Annotated in this window: 13 protein-coding genes; 7 read left to right on the top strand and 6 right to left on the bottom strand. The window is 51.4% G+C overall.

Annotated elements, in window-relative coordinates; translation table 11 throughout:
- Nucleotides 1-9 precede the first annotated feature (9 nt).
- Nucleotides 10-1,059: a DNA methyltransferase gene (locus EL628_RS13990; protein WP_126580552.1), complete on the bottom strand. Its 1,050-nt coding sequence runs from the start codon at nucleotides 1,057-1,059 to the stop codon at nucleotides 10-12.
- A 182-nt stretch (nucleotides 1,060-1,241) separates the two neighbouring features.
- Between EL628_RS13990 and EL628_RS13985 the strand changes: the two genes are divergently transcribed.
- A complete protein-coding gene (locus EL628_RS13985; protein WP_126580551.1) occupies nucleotides 1,242-1,631 on the top strand; it encodes a hypothetical protein in 390 nt (129 codons plus the stop codon).
- A gap of 282 nt (nucleotides 1,632-1,913) precedes the next feature.
- Here the strand turns inward: EL628_RS13985 and EL628_RS13980 are convergent, their stop codons facing one another.
- Nucleotides 1,914-4,118: a S9 family peptidase gene (locus tag EL628_RS13980; RefSeq protein WP_126580550.1), complete on the bottom strand. Its 2,205-nt coding sequence runs from the start codon at nucleotides 4,116-4,118 to the stop codon at nucleotides 1,914-1,916.
- Between the two features lie 219 nt (nucleotides 4,119-4,337).
- Here EL628_RS13980 and EL628_RS13975 point away from each other — a divergent pair, with 219 nt between their 5' ends.
- From EL628_RS13975 to EL628_RS13965, 3 genes are all read left to right on the top strand, one after another.
- Nucleotides 4,338-5,054 carry a CBS domain-containing protein gene (locus EL628_RS13975; RefSeq protein ID WP_126580549.1) on the top strand — a complete coding sequence of 239 codons (717 nt, stop codon included), beginning with the start codon at nucleotides 4,338-4,340 and terminating at the stop codon, nucleotides 5,052-5,054.
- Entirely contained in the window at nucleotides 5,047-7,050 is a 2,004-nt protein-coding gene (locus tag EL628_RS13970) for an acetoin utilization AcuC family protein (RefSeq protein WP_218028917.1), read from the top strand. Before EL628_RS13975 ends, EL628_RS13970 begins: the two co-directional genes overlap by 8 nt.
- 210 nt (nucleotides 7,051-7,260) lie before the next feature.
- On the top strand, nucleotides 7,261-7,449 hold the full coding sequence (locus EL628_RS13965; protein WP_126580548.1) for a hypothetical protein: 189 nt from the start codon (nucleotides 7,261-7,263) through the stop codon (nucleotides 7,447-7,449).
- 231 nt (nucleotides 7,450-7,680) lie between these two features.
- On the opposite strand, the gene EL628_RS13960 is transcribed toward EL628_RS13965, so the two are convergent.
- From EL628_RS13960 to EL628_RS13945, 4 genes are all read right to left on the bottom strand, one after another.
- On the bottom strand, nucleotides 7,681-7,869 hold the full coding sequence (locus EL628_RS13960; protein ID WP_126580547.1) for a hypothetical protein: 189 nt from the start codon (nucleotides 7,867-7,869) through the stop codon (nucleotides 7,681-7,683).
- A 17-nt stretch (nucleotides 7,870-7,886) separates the two neighbouring features.
- Nucleotides 7,887-8,435, bottom strand: a complete 549-nt coding sequence (locus EL628_RS13955; protein WP_126580546.1) for a response regulator transcription factor — start codon at nucleotides 8,433-8,435, stop codon at nucleotides 7,887-7,889.
- A gap of 235 nt (nucleotides 8,436-8,670) precedes the next feature.
- Complete coding sequence (locus tag EL628_RS13950) at nucleotides 8,671-9,429, bottom strand: response regulator (protein WP_126580545.1); 759 nt, start codon at nucleotides 9,427-9,429, stop codon at nucleotides 8,671-8,673.
- Nucleotides 9,413-12,178, bottom strand: coding sequence for a PAS domain-containing protein (locus EL628_RS13945; RefSeq protein ID WP_126580544.1), 2,766 nt, complete (start codon nucleotides 12,176-12,178; stop codon nucleotides 9,413-9,415). Before EL628_RS13945 ends, EL628_RS13950 begins: the two co-directional genes overlap by 17 nt.
- Nucleotides 12,179-12,482: 304 nt before the next feature.
- Here EL628_RS13945 and murD point away from each other — a divergent pair, with 304 nt between their 5' ends.
- The 3 genes from murD (at nucleotide 12,483) to EL628_RS13930 (ending at nucleotide 17,285) form a co-directional block, all read left to right on the top strand.
- On the top strand, nucleotides 12,483-13,838 hold the full coding sequence (murD, locus tag EL628_RS13940) for a UDP-N-acetylmuramoyl-L-alanine--D-glutamate ligase (RefSeq protein WP_161975498.1): 1,356 nt from the start codon (nucleotides 12,483-12,485) through the stop codon (nucleotides 13,836-13,838).
- Between the two features lie 463 nt (nucleotides 13,839-14,301).
- Entirely contained in the window at nucleotides 14,302-15,885 is a 1,584-nt protein-coding gene (gene pckA, locus EL628_RS13935) for a phosphoenolpyruvate carboxykinase (ATP) (RefSeq protein ID WP_126580542.1), read from the top strand.
- Between the two features lie 209 nt (nucleotides 15,886-16,094).
- Nucleotides 16,095-17,285: a S53 family peptidase gene (locus EL628_RS13930; RefSeq protein WP_161975497.1), complete on the top strand. Its 1,191-nt coding sequence runs from the start codon at nucleotides 16,095-16,097 to the stop codon at nucleotides 17,283-17,285.
- The last annotated feature ends 70 nt before the right edge of the window (nucleotides 17,286-17,355 follow it).

Below are 17,355 nucleotides of genomic sequence, written 5' to 3'. Positions count from 1 at the left end.
TTCCTTTGTCTAATCGGTAAATAGTGAATGTTGTTCATGTAATTGCTGTAGTACAAAGGATCGTTTTAGTTCATGTGTCAGTAAACGTTGGCGCGTTGTAGAGATGGCGAGCTCGTTCTGGTCACCAACTATCCAGCGTCGGTTCAGCCGTTCGGCAACCACTGCTGTGACGCCACTTCCACAGAAACAATCAAGGATCAGATCATTTTCCTCCGAGGAGGCAAGAATAATACGTTCGAGCAAGGCTTCGGGTTTCTGAGTGGAATATCCCGTTCGTTCAGGATCTTTCTGGTGAAGATGACTAATGTCATTCCAGACGTCTGTGATGGGCATCGGGGTTTCTTCATCGTAGGTATAGATTCGTCCTGATGAGCGGATTGTCCAGGTGATCCGGCCATCTTCGGCGATCTCTTTCCGCATATGATTGCGCCGGACCTGGCCACGCGGTCTGGCGATGCGCTCTCCATGAAAACAATATTGACCTGATTTTGTGTAGAGGAGAAGGGTATCGTGTTTTCGTGAATAATATTTGCGTGTATTTCCGCCAGATTGATAGTGCCAGATAATCTCATTTTTGAAGCCAGCGCCGGATCTGGCTGAACCGGAGCGGAAGATCTCATCCAGCATGATTTTGGCGTAGTGGATGGTGCGCCAGTCTAGATGGATATAGAGGCTGCCGCGTGGAGATAGGAGCGTATGGAGGGTAGATAATGTCTCATAGAGCCATTGGAGATAGATATCGAGATCGTTGTTCCATGTATCGTGGTAGACGATCTCTGCGCCACGTCTGAAGGTTCTCCCTGTCATAAAAGGTGGATCAATATAGATGAGATCAATCGTGCCTGCAAAATCCACGAGAAGGGCGGGAAGAAATGCTGTCTTATCTCCCCAGATCAAGCGATTCTGCCAGGCTGTGGAAGGGCTGTCATGAGAAGTTGTGCCCTGAGGCGATTCAGGCATATAGACCTGTTGGGTGAGAAGCGGTCTGGGCGATGGGATGTGAGGAGATGATGCAGGGATGAGGGAAGCTGGTTTGCCTTTCCAGATCAGTTCTGCCATGACGTTTACTCCTGGCTAATCATTCAGCATACTTTAGCATATTGCGATGAGAATAGCAAATGCTTGAGATGAGGGATGCAGCAATAGCATGTCCGTGGTACAATGGCGGGGGTATCTCTGCCTTGTTTCACCTGTGTCTTGCAAATCCTACCTGTAGACATTTTTATGAGGATAAAGATTATATGTCGAATTTTCTATGGGTTATGGCCTCGCTTATCTCGTATATTGCAGGTCTCATTGTCTTGATAAAAGTAACTCCTCAGTTGCTCTCACGCTCATATGATGAGGGCTTATTCATGGCGATTGCTGCGGCTGATATTGTTGGCGCAATGCTGGCTTTTAGTGGCGTGATCATTCCATTATTACTCTTCGGTGGGGCAATCTGGATCAAGCTGCTCGATGCCGTTTTGCTGGTGGGTATTTTTGCCATTGCAGCCCGTCTGGCCTGGTTTTCTCTGCGTCCTCATATGTTGCAGGGGGTCTATCGTATTTCGCGGATCGGCGTCGGCGTTTACTGTGCCCTTCTGGCTCTAGGGGCGTTTTACTATATCATCCAGATCTTTCTCGTCTAGTGAGCATCCTGGGTATCCAGATCTTTCTCATATTGAAAACCTATAGTGAACGTTCCCTGAAACTATAGCGAACCATAATAGACGCCTGCCTCCTTCTGATGCTGCCTGTCATACTATGGTCATACTATGCGCTTGCACCTTCACAACAAACGTTCAGGCAGCATAGTGGGAGAGACGGGGATATATGAGTGGTGGGCGAGGAAGGAGGAAGGAGCATTCTGCTGCCTTGCTCCTTCCTCCTTCGTTTCGATCCTGGTCAGGGATAGATTGTACTCGGGCTTGCTACAGGAAGCGCTCGAACCATCCTACTGTGCGTTGGAGGCGATCGCGTCTGTGCTGAGGCTGGCCAAACTGAGGCCAGTCGAACAGGTGGCTGGCTTGTGGATAGCGAATGAGTTCAACGATCTGTTTGCGCTTTCGTAGCTGGACAAATAGTTGCAACGACTCGCTAAAGGGGCAGCGGAGATCATTGTCACCGTGTAATAACAGGAGCGGTGTCTGGATCTCATCAACAAAGCTGAGGGCCGAGCGCTGTGGCCAGAGTGTCTCATCGGGCATACTGAGATGAAACCAGAGCGTTTGATCGGAGAGCAGGGCTGAGGTTGAGAGTGAGCTGATGCCGTTGCGGCTCACTGCGGCCTTGAAGCGGTGGCTCTGTGAGATCGCCCAGTTTGTCATGTAACCACCATAGCTCATCCCACCAATACCCAGGCGTTGCTCATCAATCGGTTCGGTGGCAATGACCGCATCCAGGCCAGCCTGTAGATCGAGCCAGTCTGCTCCTCCCCAATCGTTCAGGATGCTGCGACTAAAAGCTTCTCCATAGCCAGCGCTGCCTCGTGGATTGGGGGCTAGAACCGCATAGCCTCGGCCTGCCAGCACCTGAAATTCATGAACATAGCTGTCTCCCCAGGCCAGAGAAGGTCCGCCATGTGGCATCAGGATTAAAGGCACTTTTGTTCCTACCGGAACCACAGGGAGGTAGAGCCAACCTTCGATCTCCTGGTGATCAAAGCCAGACCAGGTGATCCGTTTGGGGCGAATAAGCTGGCGTTTTTGGAGGAGCTGGTCGTTGACGCGTGTGAGCTTCCGCAGACGCTTGCTATCGAGCTCCATATGCCAGATATCACCCGGCGTAAACCAGTCTGCTCGCACCATTGTGACATGCTGGCCATCACGGCTGATCTGCGGACTCAGATAACGACCATTGCCAGTAGTCAGACGCAGAGCAGTATTCTGCTGGAGATCGAGGCGATACAGATGCTGCTGACCATGCTCTTGCACAGGAACGAGCAGGGCTGTACTATCAGGATACCAGAGCGGAGCTGCCAGCCATTCTGTGCGCAGCTCATCAATAATCCACATCTGGCAGGTGAGCTTTTCTGCCTCTTGAACTGCTGGCTGAGGTGCTGCCTGACCAGAGGCTGCCACCAGCCAGGGGGCCATATTGCCAGCCTCAGTCTGATCAGGCGATCCTAGATACGCGATCGTCTGACCATCTGGTGACCAGGAGGGAACCTGTGCAAGGTGCTCTTCAGGCGTCAGACGGCGCAAATTTCCTGTCGCCAGGGTCAGAATCCAGAGGGCTTGACTGACACTAAGATCTGGATCGGAACGGCGATTGGCGCAGAATACGATCTCAGTTCCATCAGGTGACCAGCATGATTGCGTGAGATCGACCGGCTCAGAGGTGAGGCGGATCGCGGGGCCCTCAAGCGGCTGGAGCCAGAGCTGAAGATGACGCCCCTGTCTGTGTCCCAGGCCATCCCAATGTTCGGCCAATGTACGATACACGAATGGGCTGGTCTGTGCATCATGTGTAGGTACATGGTCGTCCTCTGGTTTCCAATAGCTGTGCGTAAGAAACATCTGTCCATCAGGTCGCCAGCTATATTCAGTAATACCAGAAGGTAGCTTACTTATTTGTAGTGCTTCTCCCCCATGGATTGAAAGAAGATACAGCTGGGATACTCCCGTTCGATCACTGAGGAAAGCTAACTGCTGACCATCAGGAGACCAGCGAGGAGTACTATCATGATGATCGCCGCGTGTTAATTGGCGTGGTGCAGCAAGCTGTGCGGAGCGTTCTACGAGCCAGATGGTGCTGCTTGTGCTATTGTGCCTGGCATCGCATTGCAAGACCGTAAAAGCAATGAGCTCACCATCGGGAGAGATCTGAGGATCACTGACAATCTGTAATGCCAGTAGATCTTCAATCTCCATTCGCGGCAGAGTGGAGAGAGTGGTAGGGGATGCTGATGGCTTCTCTGTATCTGTCGAGACTTGAATCGTATGAGCTGTAGTGGCAGGTGGTAGCGAAGCGGCTAACGTTTCATTGGTGGGTGAAGGGCGTGGCGCTTCTTCTGGCGTGGTGGGGACTGGTGCGCCTGATGCATTCGCATAGGGATAGCGATTGGTCTCTTCATCATCTTTTGGTGCAGGAGAAAGCCGATGAGGCTGTGTCTGCTCTTGATCCTCATATGTCATGGGTATGATCCCTTTCGCTTTATCGTTCTGCTTCAAGTTCTCGTTGCTTTTGAATGCTCTTTTCAACTATACGATGAGAGGATATGTTGGGTTGAGAAGATCACAATTTTATCACAATGGTAGATAGTGCAATAAGATCTCTCTATAGAGAAGGGGGAGATATGCTATCATACAAGCAGCATCTTTTACCGATGCCAGGTGTGAAAAAGAGAGGTGTCAATGATCATTTGTGATATTATGACAACGAGTGCCAGGCTAGTTACCGTCACACCAGAAGAGACGCTGGGCCATGCGGCGCTTCTCTTGCGGCAGTATCAATTTCATCATCTCCCTGTACTACGAAGCTCGACCGAAGCTGCTCCAAAAGACCTTTTTTTTGAAGGCTTAATCTCTTCACAAGATATAGACCTGGCTGTAGCCCTGGATCATGAGAATGCGGCTCATCAGCAGAAGCAGAAGGCATGGCAGGATCGATTGATCTCTGAAGTGATGCATCGGGCGATTCTGCGCGTTACGCCTACGACCAGTGTGTCAGCAGCGGCAAAGATTATGGTTGAGCGAGGCTTAAATTGTTTGCCAGTGGTGGAATATCGTGAGCTTGAAGATGCATCGAGCGATACGGTCCTGGTGGGACTGGTGACGCGCAGTGATCTCTTACTTGCTCTGGCTCGCTCATTGGGAGCATTTGAGCCGGGTATGCAATTAGATCTTCCATTATCTGCTGGAGATCTGAGTCCATTGACGCGAACACTGCAGATTGCCGACGAACTGCACATTCCAATTCGAAGTGTCCTGGCAGCGCCAGCCTCGACCAGTAATCTGGCGACCATACGTATCGGAACCATTAATCCAACGCCACTTTTATTGAGACTACAACAAGAAGGCATTCACTATGCATTTGGGATTCTGCCAATGGAGGAAGAGAACCATGTCTAGTCCAGTCCCTGCTCATCCTCAACAACGTGTTGGCCTGATCTTTGATAACGCTTCACTTAACTACCATTTTGGGCCTACTCATCCGATGCAGCCAGCCCGGCTTCAAGCGCTTCGAGATCTCCTTATTGCAGCGAATCTCTGGCAGCCCGACAATGACGCGACACATCTGCCTACGCGGTCAGCTACGTTAGCAGAATTAGGCTTGATTCATACTGCTGACTATCTTGCCGCAGTTCAGCGTCTGAGCCATGATGAGGATGGTTCAGGCGAGAAAGATGCAGGTATCGCCCGTAAACAGCTTGCTATGCAGTATGGTTTTGAGACCGGTGACACCCCTGCTGTGCCAGGAATGCATGAGGCGGCTGCTCGTATTGCTGGAGGGACGCTTGTTGCACTCTCGGCGGTTATGGGGTTACCGACAGGCATTGCTGAGATTGATGGGCAGGAGAAGCCTGTTCATGTCTTTCATCCAGCGGGTGGTCTGCATCATGCGTGGGCAGAGCGCTGTTCAGGTTTTTGTATCTATAATGATGCGGCAGTAGCCATTGCTCATGTTTTGCAGGCCAGCGAGGCAAAAATTCTCTATCTGGATTTTGATGCCCATCATGGAGACGGAGTTCAGCGTGCATTCTATGATGATCCACGTGTGCTGACGATCAGCTTCCATGAGACTGGCCGCTATCTGTATCCTGGAACGGGCGATGTGCTGGAACTGGGGAACGGTTCGGGGCGCGGTTACACCGTCAATATGCCATTAGAGCCTTTTACTGAAGATGACTCCTATTTAGCGGTGATGGATGAGCTCCTCTCTCCTCTGGTAACGGCCTTTGCCCCGGCAGTGATTATTTCGCAACATGGATGTGATACCCATGCGTGGGACCCGTTGAGCCATCTGAGCCTCACAATGCGCGGAATTATGGCTCAGATGAGAGCCGCACATGAATTGGCTCATACCTATTGTGGAGGGAAGTGGGTGGCGTTAGGTGGAGGCGGCTATGATCTCTATCGCGTTGTACCCCGAGCCTGGAGTGCCGTCTGGGCTGAGATGTCCGGGCAGCCTCTTCCGGATCGTCTGCCCCAGGGTTGGATTGAGCAATGGAGGCACATCTGGGAGGAGCAGCGAGAGGAGGGGCAGGCGGCCCAGGAGGCAATGGGGAAGTATAGTGGTCGAGCTGTCTTTCCAACGACCTTTGTGGATCAGCCTGAACATTTTCTGCCGCAGCCCCGGCGTGAGATCATCAGCCGGACCAATCAGCATACAGCGGGACTTCTAAGCCATCTGGTGGTGCCAACCTCTGTGCGCCAGGCCTTTCCGCGCCATCGACCGCGTTCGCCGCTCTCAGGACTCTATGATCTGTTGCATATGAATCGGACAGAGAGCCCTTCACGGAGTAGAGTGATACAGACTCCTCATGGGGCGGTTCTCCTGCGTGATTTCTGTCCACCATCGCTGGTCGAGCGGTTGCAGGCTGATGCGGGCTTAAGTTCATTTGCGCGTGTGCCCGAGCGTGAACATCAGCTCTTACTGGAGATTGCGCGCAGTCCAGATTGTGCGCTGACGCTGGCGCATACGCCCACCGGTAAAATTGTGGGCGAAGTGACGATCGCGCCAGCGGATGAGTGGTGGGGAGGGATCGAGAATGTGTATGAGGTCGCCATTGAGGTGAGTTCGGACTGGCGTGGATTAGGGATCGCTCGTGAGATTCTGGAGTTTGCTCTAGAGCTCGATGCGAAGGAGGACATGATCTTGTTTGCGATCGGGCTCTCCTGGCATTGGGACGCCGAAGGCCTGGGGCTCTCGCCCTATCGTTATCGCAAACTGATCACCCACCTTTTTGGCACGCAGGGATTTCAGGAATACTCAACCGTTGAACCAAATGTCACCATGGAGCCTGCAAACGTCCTGCTGGCAAGGATTGGTTCACGGGTGGACCAGCGTACAACGACCCAATTTCTGCATCGAATGGGGGGGACCGCAAATCTCGCCTCCTTTTAGATGGGCTTAGATAGGCTTAGATGGGCACTTGAGATAGGCACCTGTAGGAGAAGTAAACGACGATCGTGTGTGTGTTTCTCAGCAAATTCTCAGCTTTGGGCCATAGATTCTCAGCTTTCTTATCTAAACCTTAGAATTTGTGAAACTCTTCGCTACGATAACGCGTAGTAATAGCAGAGAATCTAATGTTGAGCAGAAGGAAATAGTGCCATGAAAAATGTACCGTTCCCATTTCTTCCAGATGATTTTGATCCTGAAGATGATATCGATGCCCTCTTTTTTCAACTAGAGCGCTATACTCCTCCAGCAGATATAGTGGAGCGAATTATGCAGGCTGTCTCTGAGCTCCCGATCTCTTACGCAGAACAGAATAGTGGGCACAAAAGCGAGCAAAAATAGAGCGGTAATAAAGCGTATTTTCATATTGATTATGTTCGATTTTTCTGCTCTCTACTCCAGACGATAAAGGGAGAGCAGAAAACAACGACCAGTCTCACAAAGACGAGACTGGTCGTTATTGTCTGAATGTTCTGGTACATGCCCGATGTTGTTCTGCGAGCATTGTGCATCCATGGGCGTTTACCTGTCTACGAGGTACGATGCTCTCCCCCCTACCACAGTCAGTTTGCTTCAGGCGATCTGATCTGACAGCTTCCCAGTATTGACAAGCCAGCGAATAAATTCAAGGCGGCGATAATCGGCTTGAGATTCGCGCTGCTCCTTTGCATTGTAGTCCATGCGGAGCTTATTTAACTGAAGCACTTCATTTTCGGCAAAACCACCCTTACGCAGAATTTCTCGATCATCTTTGCGGTCCATCTAAGCCTCCTTTTGGACTAAGAACACTGTTCTGATGGGGGAGTTGTTAACATGCGTTTTATGCGCTTGAGGAGCGTCTGTAAAGGGTAAGGTTTAGGTAAATGGTCCAGCGTTTCTTTTGATTCTCCACAGCTACGGAGATGCTTACGGACAGCCGTTGCGGAACTGGAGGTGATCAGGACTGGAATACAGGTAGCATCGCGCAGATGCTCAAGGACATCCCAGCCGCTCATTGGACCTGACAGTTCAAGATCAAGCACTACAAGGTCAGGTAACAGTTGTTCCAGTGTTATGAGTGCCATCTCGCCACTTGGAACGGTACGCACTAGATAACCATGGGCTGCGAGAACTTCACCCTCTAGACTAGCCAGCGAGGCATCATCTTCAATGATGAGAATCGATTGAACGACATTCGGCATCTGTTGATGAGGAAAAAATGTGGATACCGCCACATTCTCCTGGAACAGAGATGGTATGCCGCGAAGCGACGTTCCTGGTGCAGTGTTATTGTTCATCGTATTGGGAACACTCAAACCCTCACCGCCTTGCCTGAGCGAGCTATTCATATTTCCCAACTACCTCGCTCCCGCCAGGATTGGTTACTGAGAGTTACGCTCTTGGAAGATCGTAAATGGACTATCCTCTATGGCGTTTCTTCTAATCAGAGTGTACCGAATTTCTAGTGAGGATGACGTGAAGATACAGGGATTGGTGTTAAAATCGTGTGAATATTCTCTACTATACAGAGATTTGCTGCTGAGTATGTTTGCGTCCAGAGATTTGCTGCTGAGTATGTTTCATTCACTCCAGGGTGGTCTGAGCATCTGGTAATGGTACATAATAGCCAACGCCCAGCTCGTTGTGTAAAAAGCGAGGTTGGGCCGGATCTGGCTCTAATTTTCGGCGGAGATGGCGAATAAAGGTTCTGAGATACGTATTTTCGCCGCTATAGTCCGGGCCCCAGACCCGTTGAAGCAGCTCACGATGGGTCAGGACTTTGCCTGCGTTGCGCGTCAGTTCGCAGAGCAGATCATATTCGGTTGGTGTGAGATGAACTTCCTGTCCATTACTATGGACGCTGCGGTGCGCAAAATCGACAACCAGCCCATTCTCTCCACCACAGCGATACAGTGGCCGGGGGGCATCCTGTCCAGTGACGCTATTACGCAAGCGGGCAGTCTCATCAGCGCGTCTCAGGGCGACGCGCACTCTTGCCAGAAGCTCATTGAGACTAAAGGGTTTAGTCAGATAATCGTCGGCTCCCAGATCAAGGGCCTTAATCTTTACGGGTTCTTCGTCATGGGCGGAAAGCACAATGACCGGCGCGGTACTCCATTCGCGAAAACGGCGGAGAAATGAGAGACCATCGAGCGAAGGGAGCGAGAGATCGAGCAGGACCAGCTCTGGTTGGAAGATGGCCGCCAGATCTACTGCCTGTGCGCCATCTCGGACCGCCTGTGTCTGAAAGCTGCGCGCTTTTAGTTGTGCCAGTAAGAAGGTTCGCATCTGTGGATCATCTTCAACACAAAGAATGCGAACTTTTTTATCCGGTGTAACCATCTTTCTCCATCCGTTCTACTTCCATTGTATCTGCACTGGACTTTACTGGGAAGGCTGGTAAGGTGAAACCAAAGGTTGCCCCCTGACCAGGGCTACTTGTTAAGAGAAGCTTGCTCTGGTGGGCTTCAATAATACCACGGCTGATATAGAGACCCAGGCCAGTGGCAGGGCTCCAGCGTGAGCTGCGTACCTGGCGCTCTGTCGTTGGCTGCCCGGGCCGATCAATCGATGGACGGCTCATAGCTGCAAACGTACTGAAGCGGGTAAATAGCGCCGCCTGCTGCTCCTGACTAATGCCAGGACCATGATCGGTGACGAGAAACAGGACCGATGAGGTGGCCTGATGTGGGGTCGGGCTAAGAGGTTCAAGCCTTAATTCGACGGCATCGCCTTCGGGGGCATAGCGAAAAGCATTACTCAGAAGGTTAATCAGCACGCTCATAATCAGCTCATAATCTCCCTGAACGGCTGGTAGAGGGCCAGTAATCTCAATCTCCAGGGAACGGCGAGAACTGGCAATGAGTGCCTCCAGCCGATCCTGAAGGTCTTCGACTAATTCAGGAATGAGGATGGCCTCCTGTTCCAGGCGCAGGGCCCCGGCTTCAACGCGAGAGGCATCCAGAAAATGGTTGATCATTCCCACCAGCCGATCCACCTGCTCATCAGCCGTTTGGAGAAAGTCTTGCTGCTCCTCTCTCGACCATTCCAGATCATGAGTCAGAAGTGCGCTGAGGTGAGCGCGGATGTTTGCCAGCGGAGTTTTGAGTTCATGGGCCATCGTCGTAAAGAAATCTTCACGAGCTCGTTCTAAGGCTTTGATACGTGTAATCTCTTGAATCACCAGAATGGCGCTCCCCACCTGACCCTCTAGCGTGTACAGTGGCGCTGCATTCACAAGCCAGTGGACGATCTGACCGTCTTTGCGTATCGTATGGAGCTCGGCCTCACAGGTCTGTCCAGTCGTTAGCGCTTGCCAGAGTGGTTGTTCTTCATAGGGAAGCGGTGCACCAGAAGGGGTTGCAAAATGGATGGGGCGTAAGAGCTCTGTAAAATTACGGCCAATGGCACGCTTACAGGCCTCTTCCAGATCATGTGCAGGCTCGAAGGCCACGCCAATCTGTTGCAAAAGATGAATGGCGTGTTGATTAATCATCTCAATATGAGAATTGTGGGCATTGATCAGAAGGACTCCCGAAGGGAGCTGTTCAAGCAGAAGCGCCATGCGTGCATTACTGAGCTCCTGGGCGGCCTTTGCCTGCTGGAGGGCCAGGTTCCGTTGCTTCAGTTCAGCCGTACGTGCGACAACTTCTGCCTCAATCTTTTCGCGGGCGGCAACCTCTTCAGTAACGTCGTGATAGATGATGATAAAGGCAAAGATATCGCCCAGTTCATCGCGAATAGGTGTATAAGAACAGCGGATTGTAGCAGGCCGCCCTTCCCAGGATGGTACTTTGAGCTCGTCTACCTGACCCGTAAGCGCGCGCTGTTCGATGGCTTCAATCACCTGTCCCTGTTCAAGCAGTTCTTTGTGTAAGGGCGTCTGACTACGCTTCAATGCTTCGACAATTGGGAGTCCCAGGACATCGTCAGACCAGCCAAGCAGTTGCCGGGCTGCCTGATTAAAGTCGGCAACGCGCCAGCGAGGATCATAGATGACCACCCCATTGGGGATAGCCTGCATCATATTTTCTTTCTGACGCGCCTGACGGCTAGCAGCTCTGGCCCAGCGATCAATGCTGCGGATCATTCGAGCGTTCTGAATGGCCAGTCCGGCCTGTTGCGCAAAGCGCTCTAAGAGGGTAACCTCTTCAGCAGAGAAATCGCGAGCTCGTCGATGATAGACTTCGATGCTACCCAGCACAATGTCACCAGGTCGTGGCTCACTTACGGCCCTCTGAAGCCCCCTTTGCTGTACTGAGCCCGGGTGGGGCTCAAAGATCGGGACGCAAAGAACTGAGCCAGGGCGACGGGGTTGACCCTGGTGCCAGAGCAAAGGGAGCTCAACCTCTGGAATGAGGCTTGTATCAGGAATTAAGAGCGTGCGACGCTGTTGGAGAGCCTGCCCAAGAAGCAACCGATCATCAACGAGAGGATGCCAATCCAGGGCGCTGGGATGGAGTCCATGTTGAGCTGCAACGGTGGCGCTACGCGGTTGATCGTTACTGGTTGAGAGGGCATCCTCAGTCTCTTTAATTGAGCGGAGATCGGGAGTCGGGACTGAATTATCGAGCAGGAAGACGGCACAGCGCTTTGAGCCAAACATCTCTTGAAGGACCTGAAGAATGCGATCCAGCACACTATGTAAAGAAGACGGGCCCGCGAGCGCTGAAGAGATAGCATCGATTGCATTGAGATGTAAGCGAGAACGAACTTTATCCGTCACATCTTCCACCATGATCATTAACAGATAGCTATCAGCATTGGAAGCAATGCGCTCAATGGAAATGCGCCAATATGTGCGTCCGCGGCTTTCCAGGAAGCCCTCATAAGGAAGTTCTGCATATTCGATCCTATCTCCATCTTTGCTCACCTTTTCTAGCATTGGTAGAATACGAGCTGCCATAGGAGGGGTGAGCAACGTCGTGAGCGTCTGTCCAATGAGCTCTGGTTGGGCAGAGGTTTCAGCGCACAGTACACGGAGATAGGCATTGAGATAAAGAATATGCAGGGTGGTAGCATCAAGGAGCGCGGCTCCCATTGGGACATGATCAAGCATGTAGCTAAGTTGTTCAACTCTTCCTGATTGCATATTGGTAGACAATTCTAGAGATGGGATCTCTCTACAGTATGAGACTCTTTCCTCTGATCTTCCCTCTGAAAGGAAGTAACATCTACTGGTGTTCCGCTGTTATTGGACTGATTCAATAGCTGATGTTAGTATTATAACTTTTTTTTGCGAAAAACTGTCAGGTTGTTTCTTGTATGATATCAGAATGAACGTTTCTGGGCCCTTTTTTTAGGAGCGAATTTGTACCTTCAAATTTGTACCATCATCGGTAATTCTGGTATGATGGTGAACAGAAATGCAAGAAGAGAAGCGAGGAAATTGTGCTATGGATCTGCGTGGAAAGCGTGTCCTGGTGATGGGTTTAGGCCTCCAGGGTTCTGGCATGGCGGCAGCGCGGTATGCTGCCCAGCAGGGGGCGCAGGTACGGGTGACCGATATGAAGTCGCCCGAGATACTGGCTCCAAGCGTGAAAGCGCTGGCAGGCCTGCCAATTGAGTTTATCCTGGGACAGCATCGAGATGAAGACTTTATCTGGGCAGAGATGGTTATTCGCAATCCGGGCGTACCGCGAACCTCGCGCTATCTGTTGTTAGCGCAAGAGCATGGTGCGCGGATAGAGATGGAGATTGGCCTCTTCTTTCTGGCCTGTCCTGGCCGCATCATTGGAGTGACGGGGACGCGTGGCAAGACAACTACAGCCAGCCTGTTGTATGAGATCTTGCGCGCCAGTGGAGCACCAACGATGCTTGGTGGCAATGTAGCTGGCGTCGAGACGCTGTCACTTCTGCCACAGATTACGCGTGAGACACAGGTTGTTCTGGAACTTTCCAGCTGGCAGTTAGAAGGATTAGAGCCTCATCAGATCAGTCCAGCCGTTGCAGTGATGACGAATATCTATCCAGATCATCTCAATACCTATAGCGGGATGGAGGAGTATGCGGAAGCCAAGGCCAATATCTTCCGCCATCAGACCTCTGAAGGGCTGGCCATCTTTAATTACGATAATCCATGGACGAGGCGCTTTGGCGAAGAGGCACCAGGCCAGACCTGGTTTGGGAGTCTCGAGCGTGGTGGGAGCTTTGCGCGTGGTTCTCAGGAGCTTGAGCCTTTCCTATTCTATGATACGCCGCTACCAGGAAGACACAATAGAGAGAATATTTTACTGGCGACGACCACAGCTCGTCGATTGGGCGTACGTGATGAGGTCATTGCCGAGACCGTTCGTCGTTTCAATGGCATCCCCCATCGGCTCCATGAGTTTCGCGAGCGTCATGGCGTGCGTTTCATCAATGACAGCGCAAGCACTACTCCAGTCGCTGGTCAGGTCGCTCTGGAGGCCTTTAACTCACCCATTCTGCTCTTTGCAGGAGGGAACACCAAGCATCTGCCATTGGAGCTCTGGCCTCAACGCATCGTGGAGCGCTGCCGGGATGTTGTTCTCCTGGCTGGAAGCGGCACCGATGAGCTCGTGCCCGCTATTCAGGCTGAAGCGGATAAGCAAGAGAAGAACAATCCGGTCCGCGGCGTCTTTACAGATTTTCGGCAGGCATTGGAGACTGCCTTAGAACTGGCCCGCCCTGGCGATGTTTTCCTCTTCTCCCCGGGCTTCACGAGTTTTGGAATGTTCCTCAATGAATTTGATCGAGGTGATCAGTTTGTGGCAGCCATTCAAGCCCTGTAAGAGAATGGTAAGTCACGTCAATAAGATCTTTGAAGAGAAGGTTGAAATACCACGGAACCGGTAGAGAGTATACCTGGCCGATAGAATTTTCTGGTACGTTGGCTCTTCCGGGTTGCATAAAGCAGCCAGATTTGGTAGACTAACGCTTGTTCGGTGCATGAAATGTGCTGGTACAGAAAATTATCGTCTGGTTTTATTGGCGTATAGGCTGCGAATTGAAGCGTAGAGATTGAGAATCCTGGAATTATAAAGCGCTCAGAGCGATGTGAACCAGCCAATATCAAAGATGTGCTGAACATGTTCATTTTCTGTTCGTGTGGACACACAGCGTGGTGTATCCAGCAACGGCAGCGGGGTATGATCTTTCTGTTGTTGACCCAATCGCGTCACGCTAGTTGTCTTTTCTTCGTGGTTGAAGTTATGTGGGCTGTGGGACACTATTCTGAAAGGCGGATTTACGATCATGACGTTGATGATGAGCCGAAATGCCCTGGAAGATTATGGGCTGGTCAATCTGGGTACTATTCATTGGAATCTTTCTCCTGCTGCACTGGTTGAGCATGCACTCACACAGCAGGAGGGTCAACTGGCCGCTAATGGCGCTTTCTGCGCTACGACAGGTTCGCATACTGGGCGCTCGCCAAAAGATAAATGCATTGTCTCTAATGATAGTTCTTCTTCCCGTATCTGGTGGGGAGAGAATAACCATCCTATGGAGCCTGAGACCTTTGCGATTGTGCGGCGGAGCCTGGCCGACTATTTGCAGGGACGGGATGTCTATGTGTTGGATGCCGCCGCAGGGGCTGATCCGCACTATCGTATGCCTATTCAAGTCATTACTGAACTGGCCTGGCATAATCTCTTCGCTCGCCAACTTTTCCTCCGCTCGAATGAAAGCGATCTGACAACTGAGCGGCCCGGCTTTACCATTCTCTGCGTTCCGCATTTCCATACAAATCCCCGCACGCATGGGACGCGTTCAAGCGCTGCGATCATTATCGATTTTGAGGAACGTCTGGTCCTGATTGCCGGTACGCAATATGCGGGCGAGATGAAAAAAGCGATCTTTACGGTCTTGAATTTTATTCTGCCAGCGGAAGGCGTGCTGCCCATGCATTGCTCGGCCAATGTAGGGAATAGTGGCGATGTGGCGCTCTTCTTTGGCCTGTCAGGGACAGGAAAGACAAGCCTCTCGGCAGATCCTGATCGGCGCTTGATTGGTGATGATGAACATGGGTGGGGTGAGCATGGAGTCTTTAATTTTGAGGGTGGCTGCTACGCCAAATGCATCAACCTCTCTCAGAAATATGAGCCCCAGATCTGGAATGCTGTGCGGTTTGGTTCAGTCTATGAAAACGTCGTGTTGGATCAGAAGACGCGCGAACCCAACTATGCTGATGCTTCTTTAACAGAGAATACACGGGTGGCCTATCCTGTTGACTATATCGATAACGTTATCACTACTGGTATAGGGGGACAGCCACAGGCCGTGATCTTCCTGTCTGCCGATTCCTTTGGCGTCTTACCCCCCATCTCGCGGTTATCGACTGAGCAGGCGATGTACTACTTCTTGTCGGGTTATACAAGTAAACTTGCGGGAACAGAGACAGGGATAACGACCCCACAGGCAACCTTTAGCTCGTGCTTTGGGGCCGCCTTCTTGCCTCTGCATCCAATTGAATATGCAAATCTCTTGAGAGAGCGTATCGAGCGCTATAAGGTGCGCTGCTATCTCATCAATACTGGCTGGACGGGTGGCCCGTATGGAACTGGCGAGCGTATCAATATCAACTACACACGGTCGATGGTGCGAGCCGCTATCAGTGGAGCTCTAGAGCAGGTGGATACCGTGACCGATAGCGTCTTTGGCCTCCATATTCCTACGAGCTGCCCCGATGTCCCTGGCAGATTGCTTCAACCCCGTCAGACCTGGTCTGATCCTGAGGCCTATGATCAACAAGCAGCCAGATTAGCAGAACTGTTTAAGCAAAACTTTGTTCAATTCTCCTCGATAGAGGAGGCCGTTCGTAGAGCGGGCCCGAACTAGATCTGCCCTCCTTCACGCTGGAGAGCTTCGACCAATCGAGCAAACTTGATTGGTCGAAGCTCTCTTTTTTGCGTCACATCCTGACAGGAGATCTTCAGATCAAGGCAAATATATCATTTGTCTGCCTATTTATGCTAATGTTGAACGCTCAAACTCCCTCTAAACGAATACTACAGAGCGTTCTATTTTTAGTTATAAAGGGTAAGAGGATGGCACCACGATTTCTATTGAGCTGGTTGATGGCCTTTTTTTTGCTGGCAGTAGTAGGTCTGGGAGAGGTGAAGGCCGCCCCATCGGTCTTACGTACGCCAGCGATTTCTTATAGTTTTTCTCATGGGCCCTATCGAGCCTGCCCTGATGGGAAAAAAGTTGCTCAGGATCATAAAGCACGATGTACAGTCATTGTCGAAAAGTCTTTAGGCAGGCATTGGGGGAATTTTGCGGTCCCACCAGCTGATACCTTTCCCTATTCACCTACCGCTTTGCAGACAGCCTATCAACTGCCATCGACCACAGCAGGGACTGGTCAGACGATAGCTATTGTTGATGCTTATGATGATCCCAACGCAGAATCGGATCTGGCGGTGTATCGAGCGCACTATCATTTAGCGCCCTGTACACTGAGCAATGGGTGCTTTTTGAAGCTCAATCAGGCTGGTCAGAGTGCTCCGCTCCCGTCGCCGAATGTGGCGTGGGCTCAGGAGGTCTCGATTGATCTCGATATGGTGAGCGCCATCTGTCCGAATTGCCATATCCTCCTGATTGAAGCCAACTCAGATGCGCTCAATGATCTGGGTATGTCAGAGAATACAGCGATTGCTCAGAAGGCGAATGTGGTCAATAATAGCTTTGGCTCACAGGGAGAGTATACTGACGAGGCTTCTTATTGTAGCCTTTATTTTCAGCATCAGACCGTGACAATCACTGCCAGCTCCGGAGATTCTGGTCCAGGAGTAAATATTCCCGCTGTCTGTCCATATGTCACAGCCGTAGGTGGAACGAGCCTGCAACAGAATGGCACAGAGACGGCCTGGAGTGGGTCAGGCGGTGGCTGTAGCCAGTATATTTCGCAGCCCTACTGGCAAAAGAGCTTCTCCACAGGCTGTGCTAATCGTGCAGTCCCTGACGTCGCTGCCGTTGGTGATCCCCAGACTGGAATGGCGGCGTACGATACCTACGGCCTGGATGGCTGGTATATGATGGCCGGGACCAGTGCGTCTGCCCCTATTATTGCGGGCGTTTATGCCCTGACGGGAAATGCCAATGCAAGTTATAGTGTGCGGTTCCCCTGGCTGCTTGAGAGCGAAAGCTACGATTGCTTGAATGATATTCCCTCTCCTGAGAATGAATATTCTTTTCAGACCGGCCTGGGGTCGCCGAATGGTATTCGTTGCTTTTAGCAGCGAATACCATGTGCTCTTTGTAGAATGGTATTGAATATGATATGGTGTGGCAGAGAATGTGTGATTA

Source organism: Tengunoibacter tsumagoiensis (assembly GCF_003967535.1).
Taxonomy (GTDB): Bacteria; Chloroflexota; Ktedonobacteria; order Ktedonobacterales; family Ktedonobacteraceae; genus Tengunoibacter; species Tengunoibacter tsumagoiensis.
This window is presented reverse-complemented; position numbering and strand designations above follow the sequence as displayed.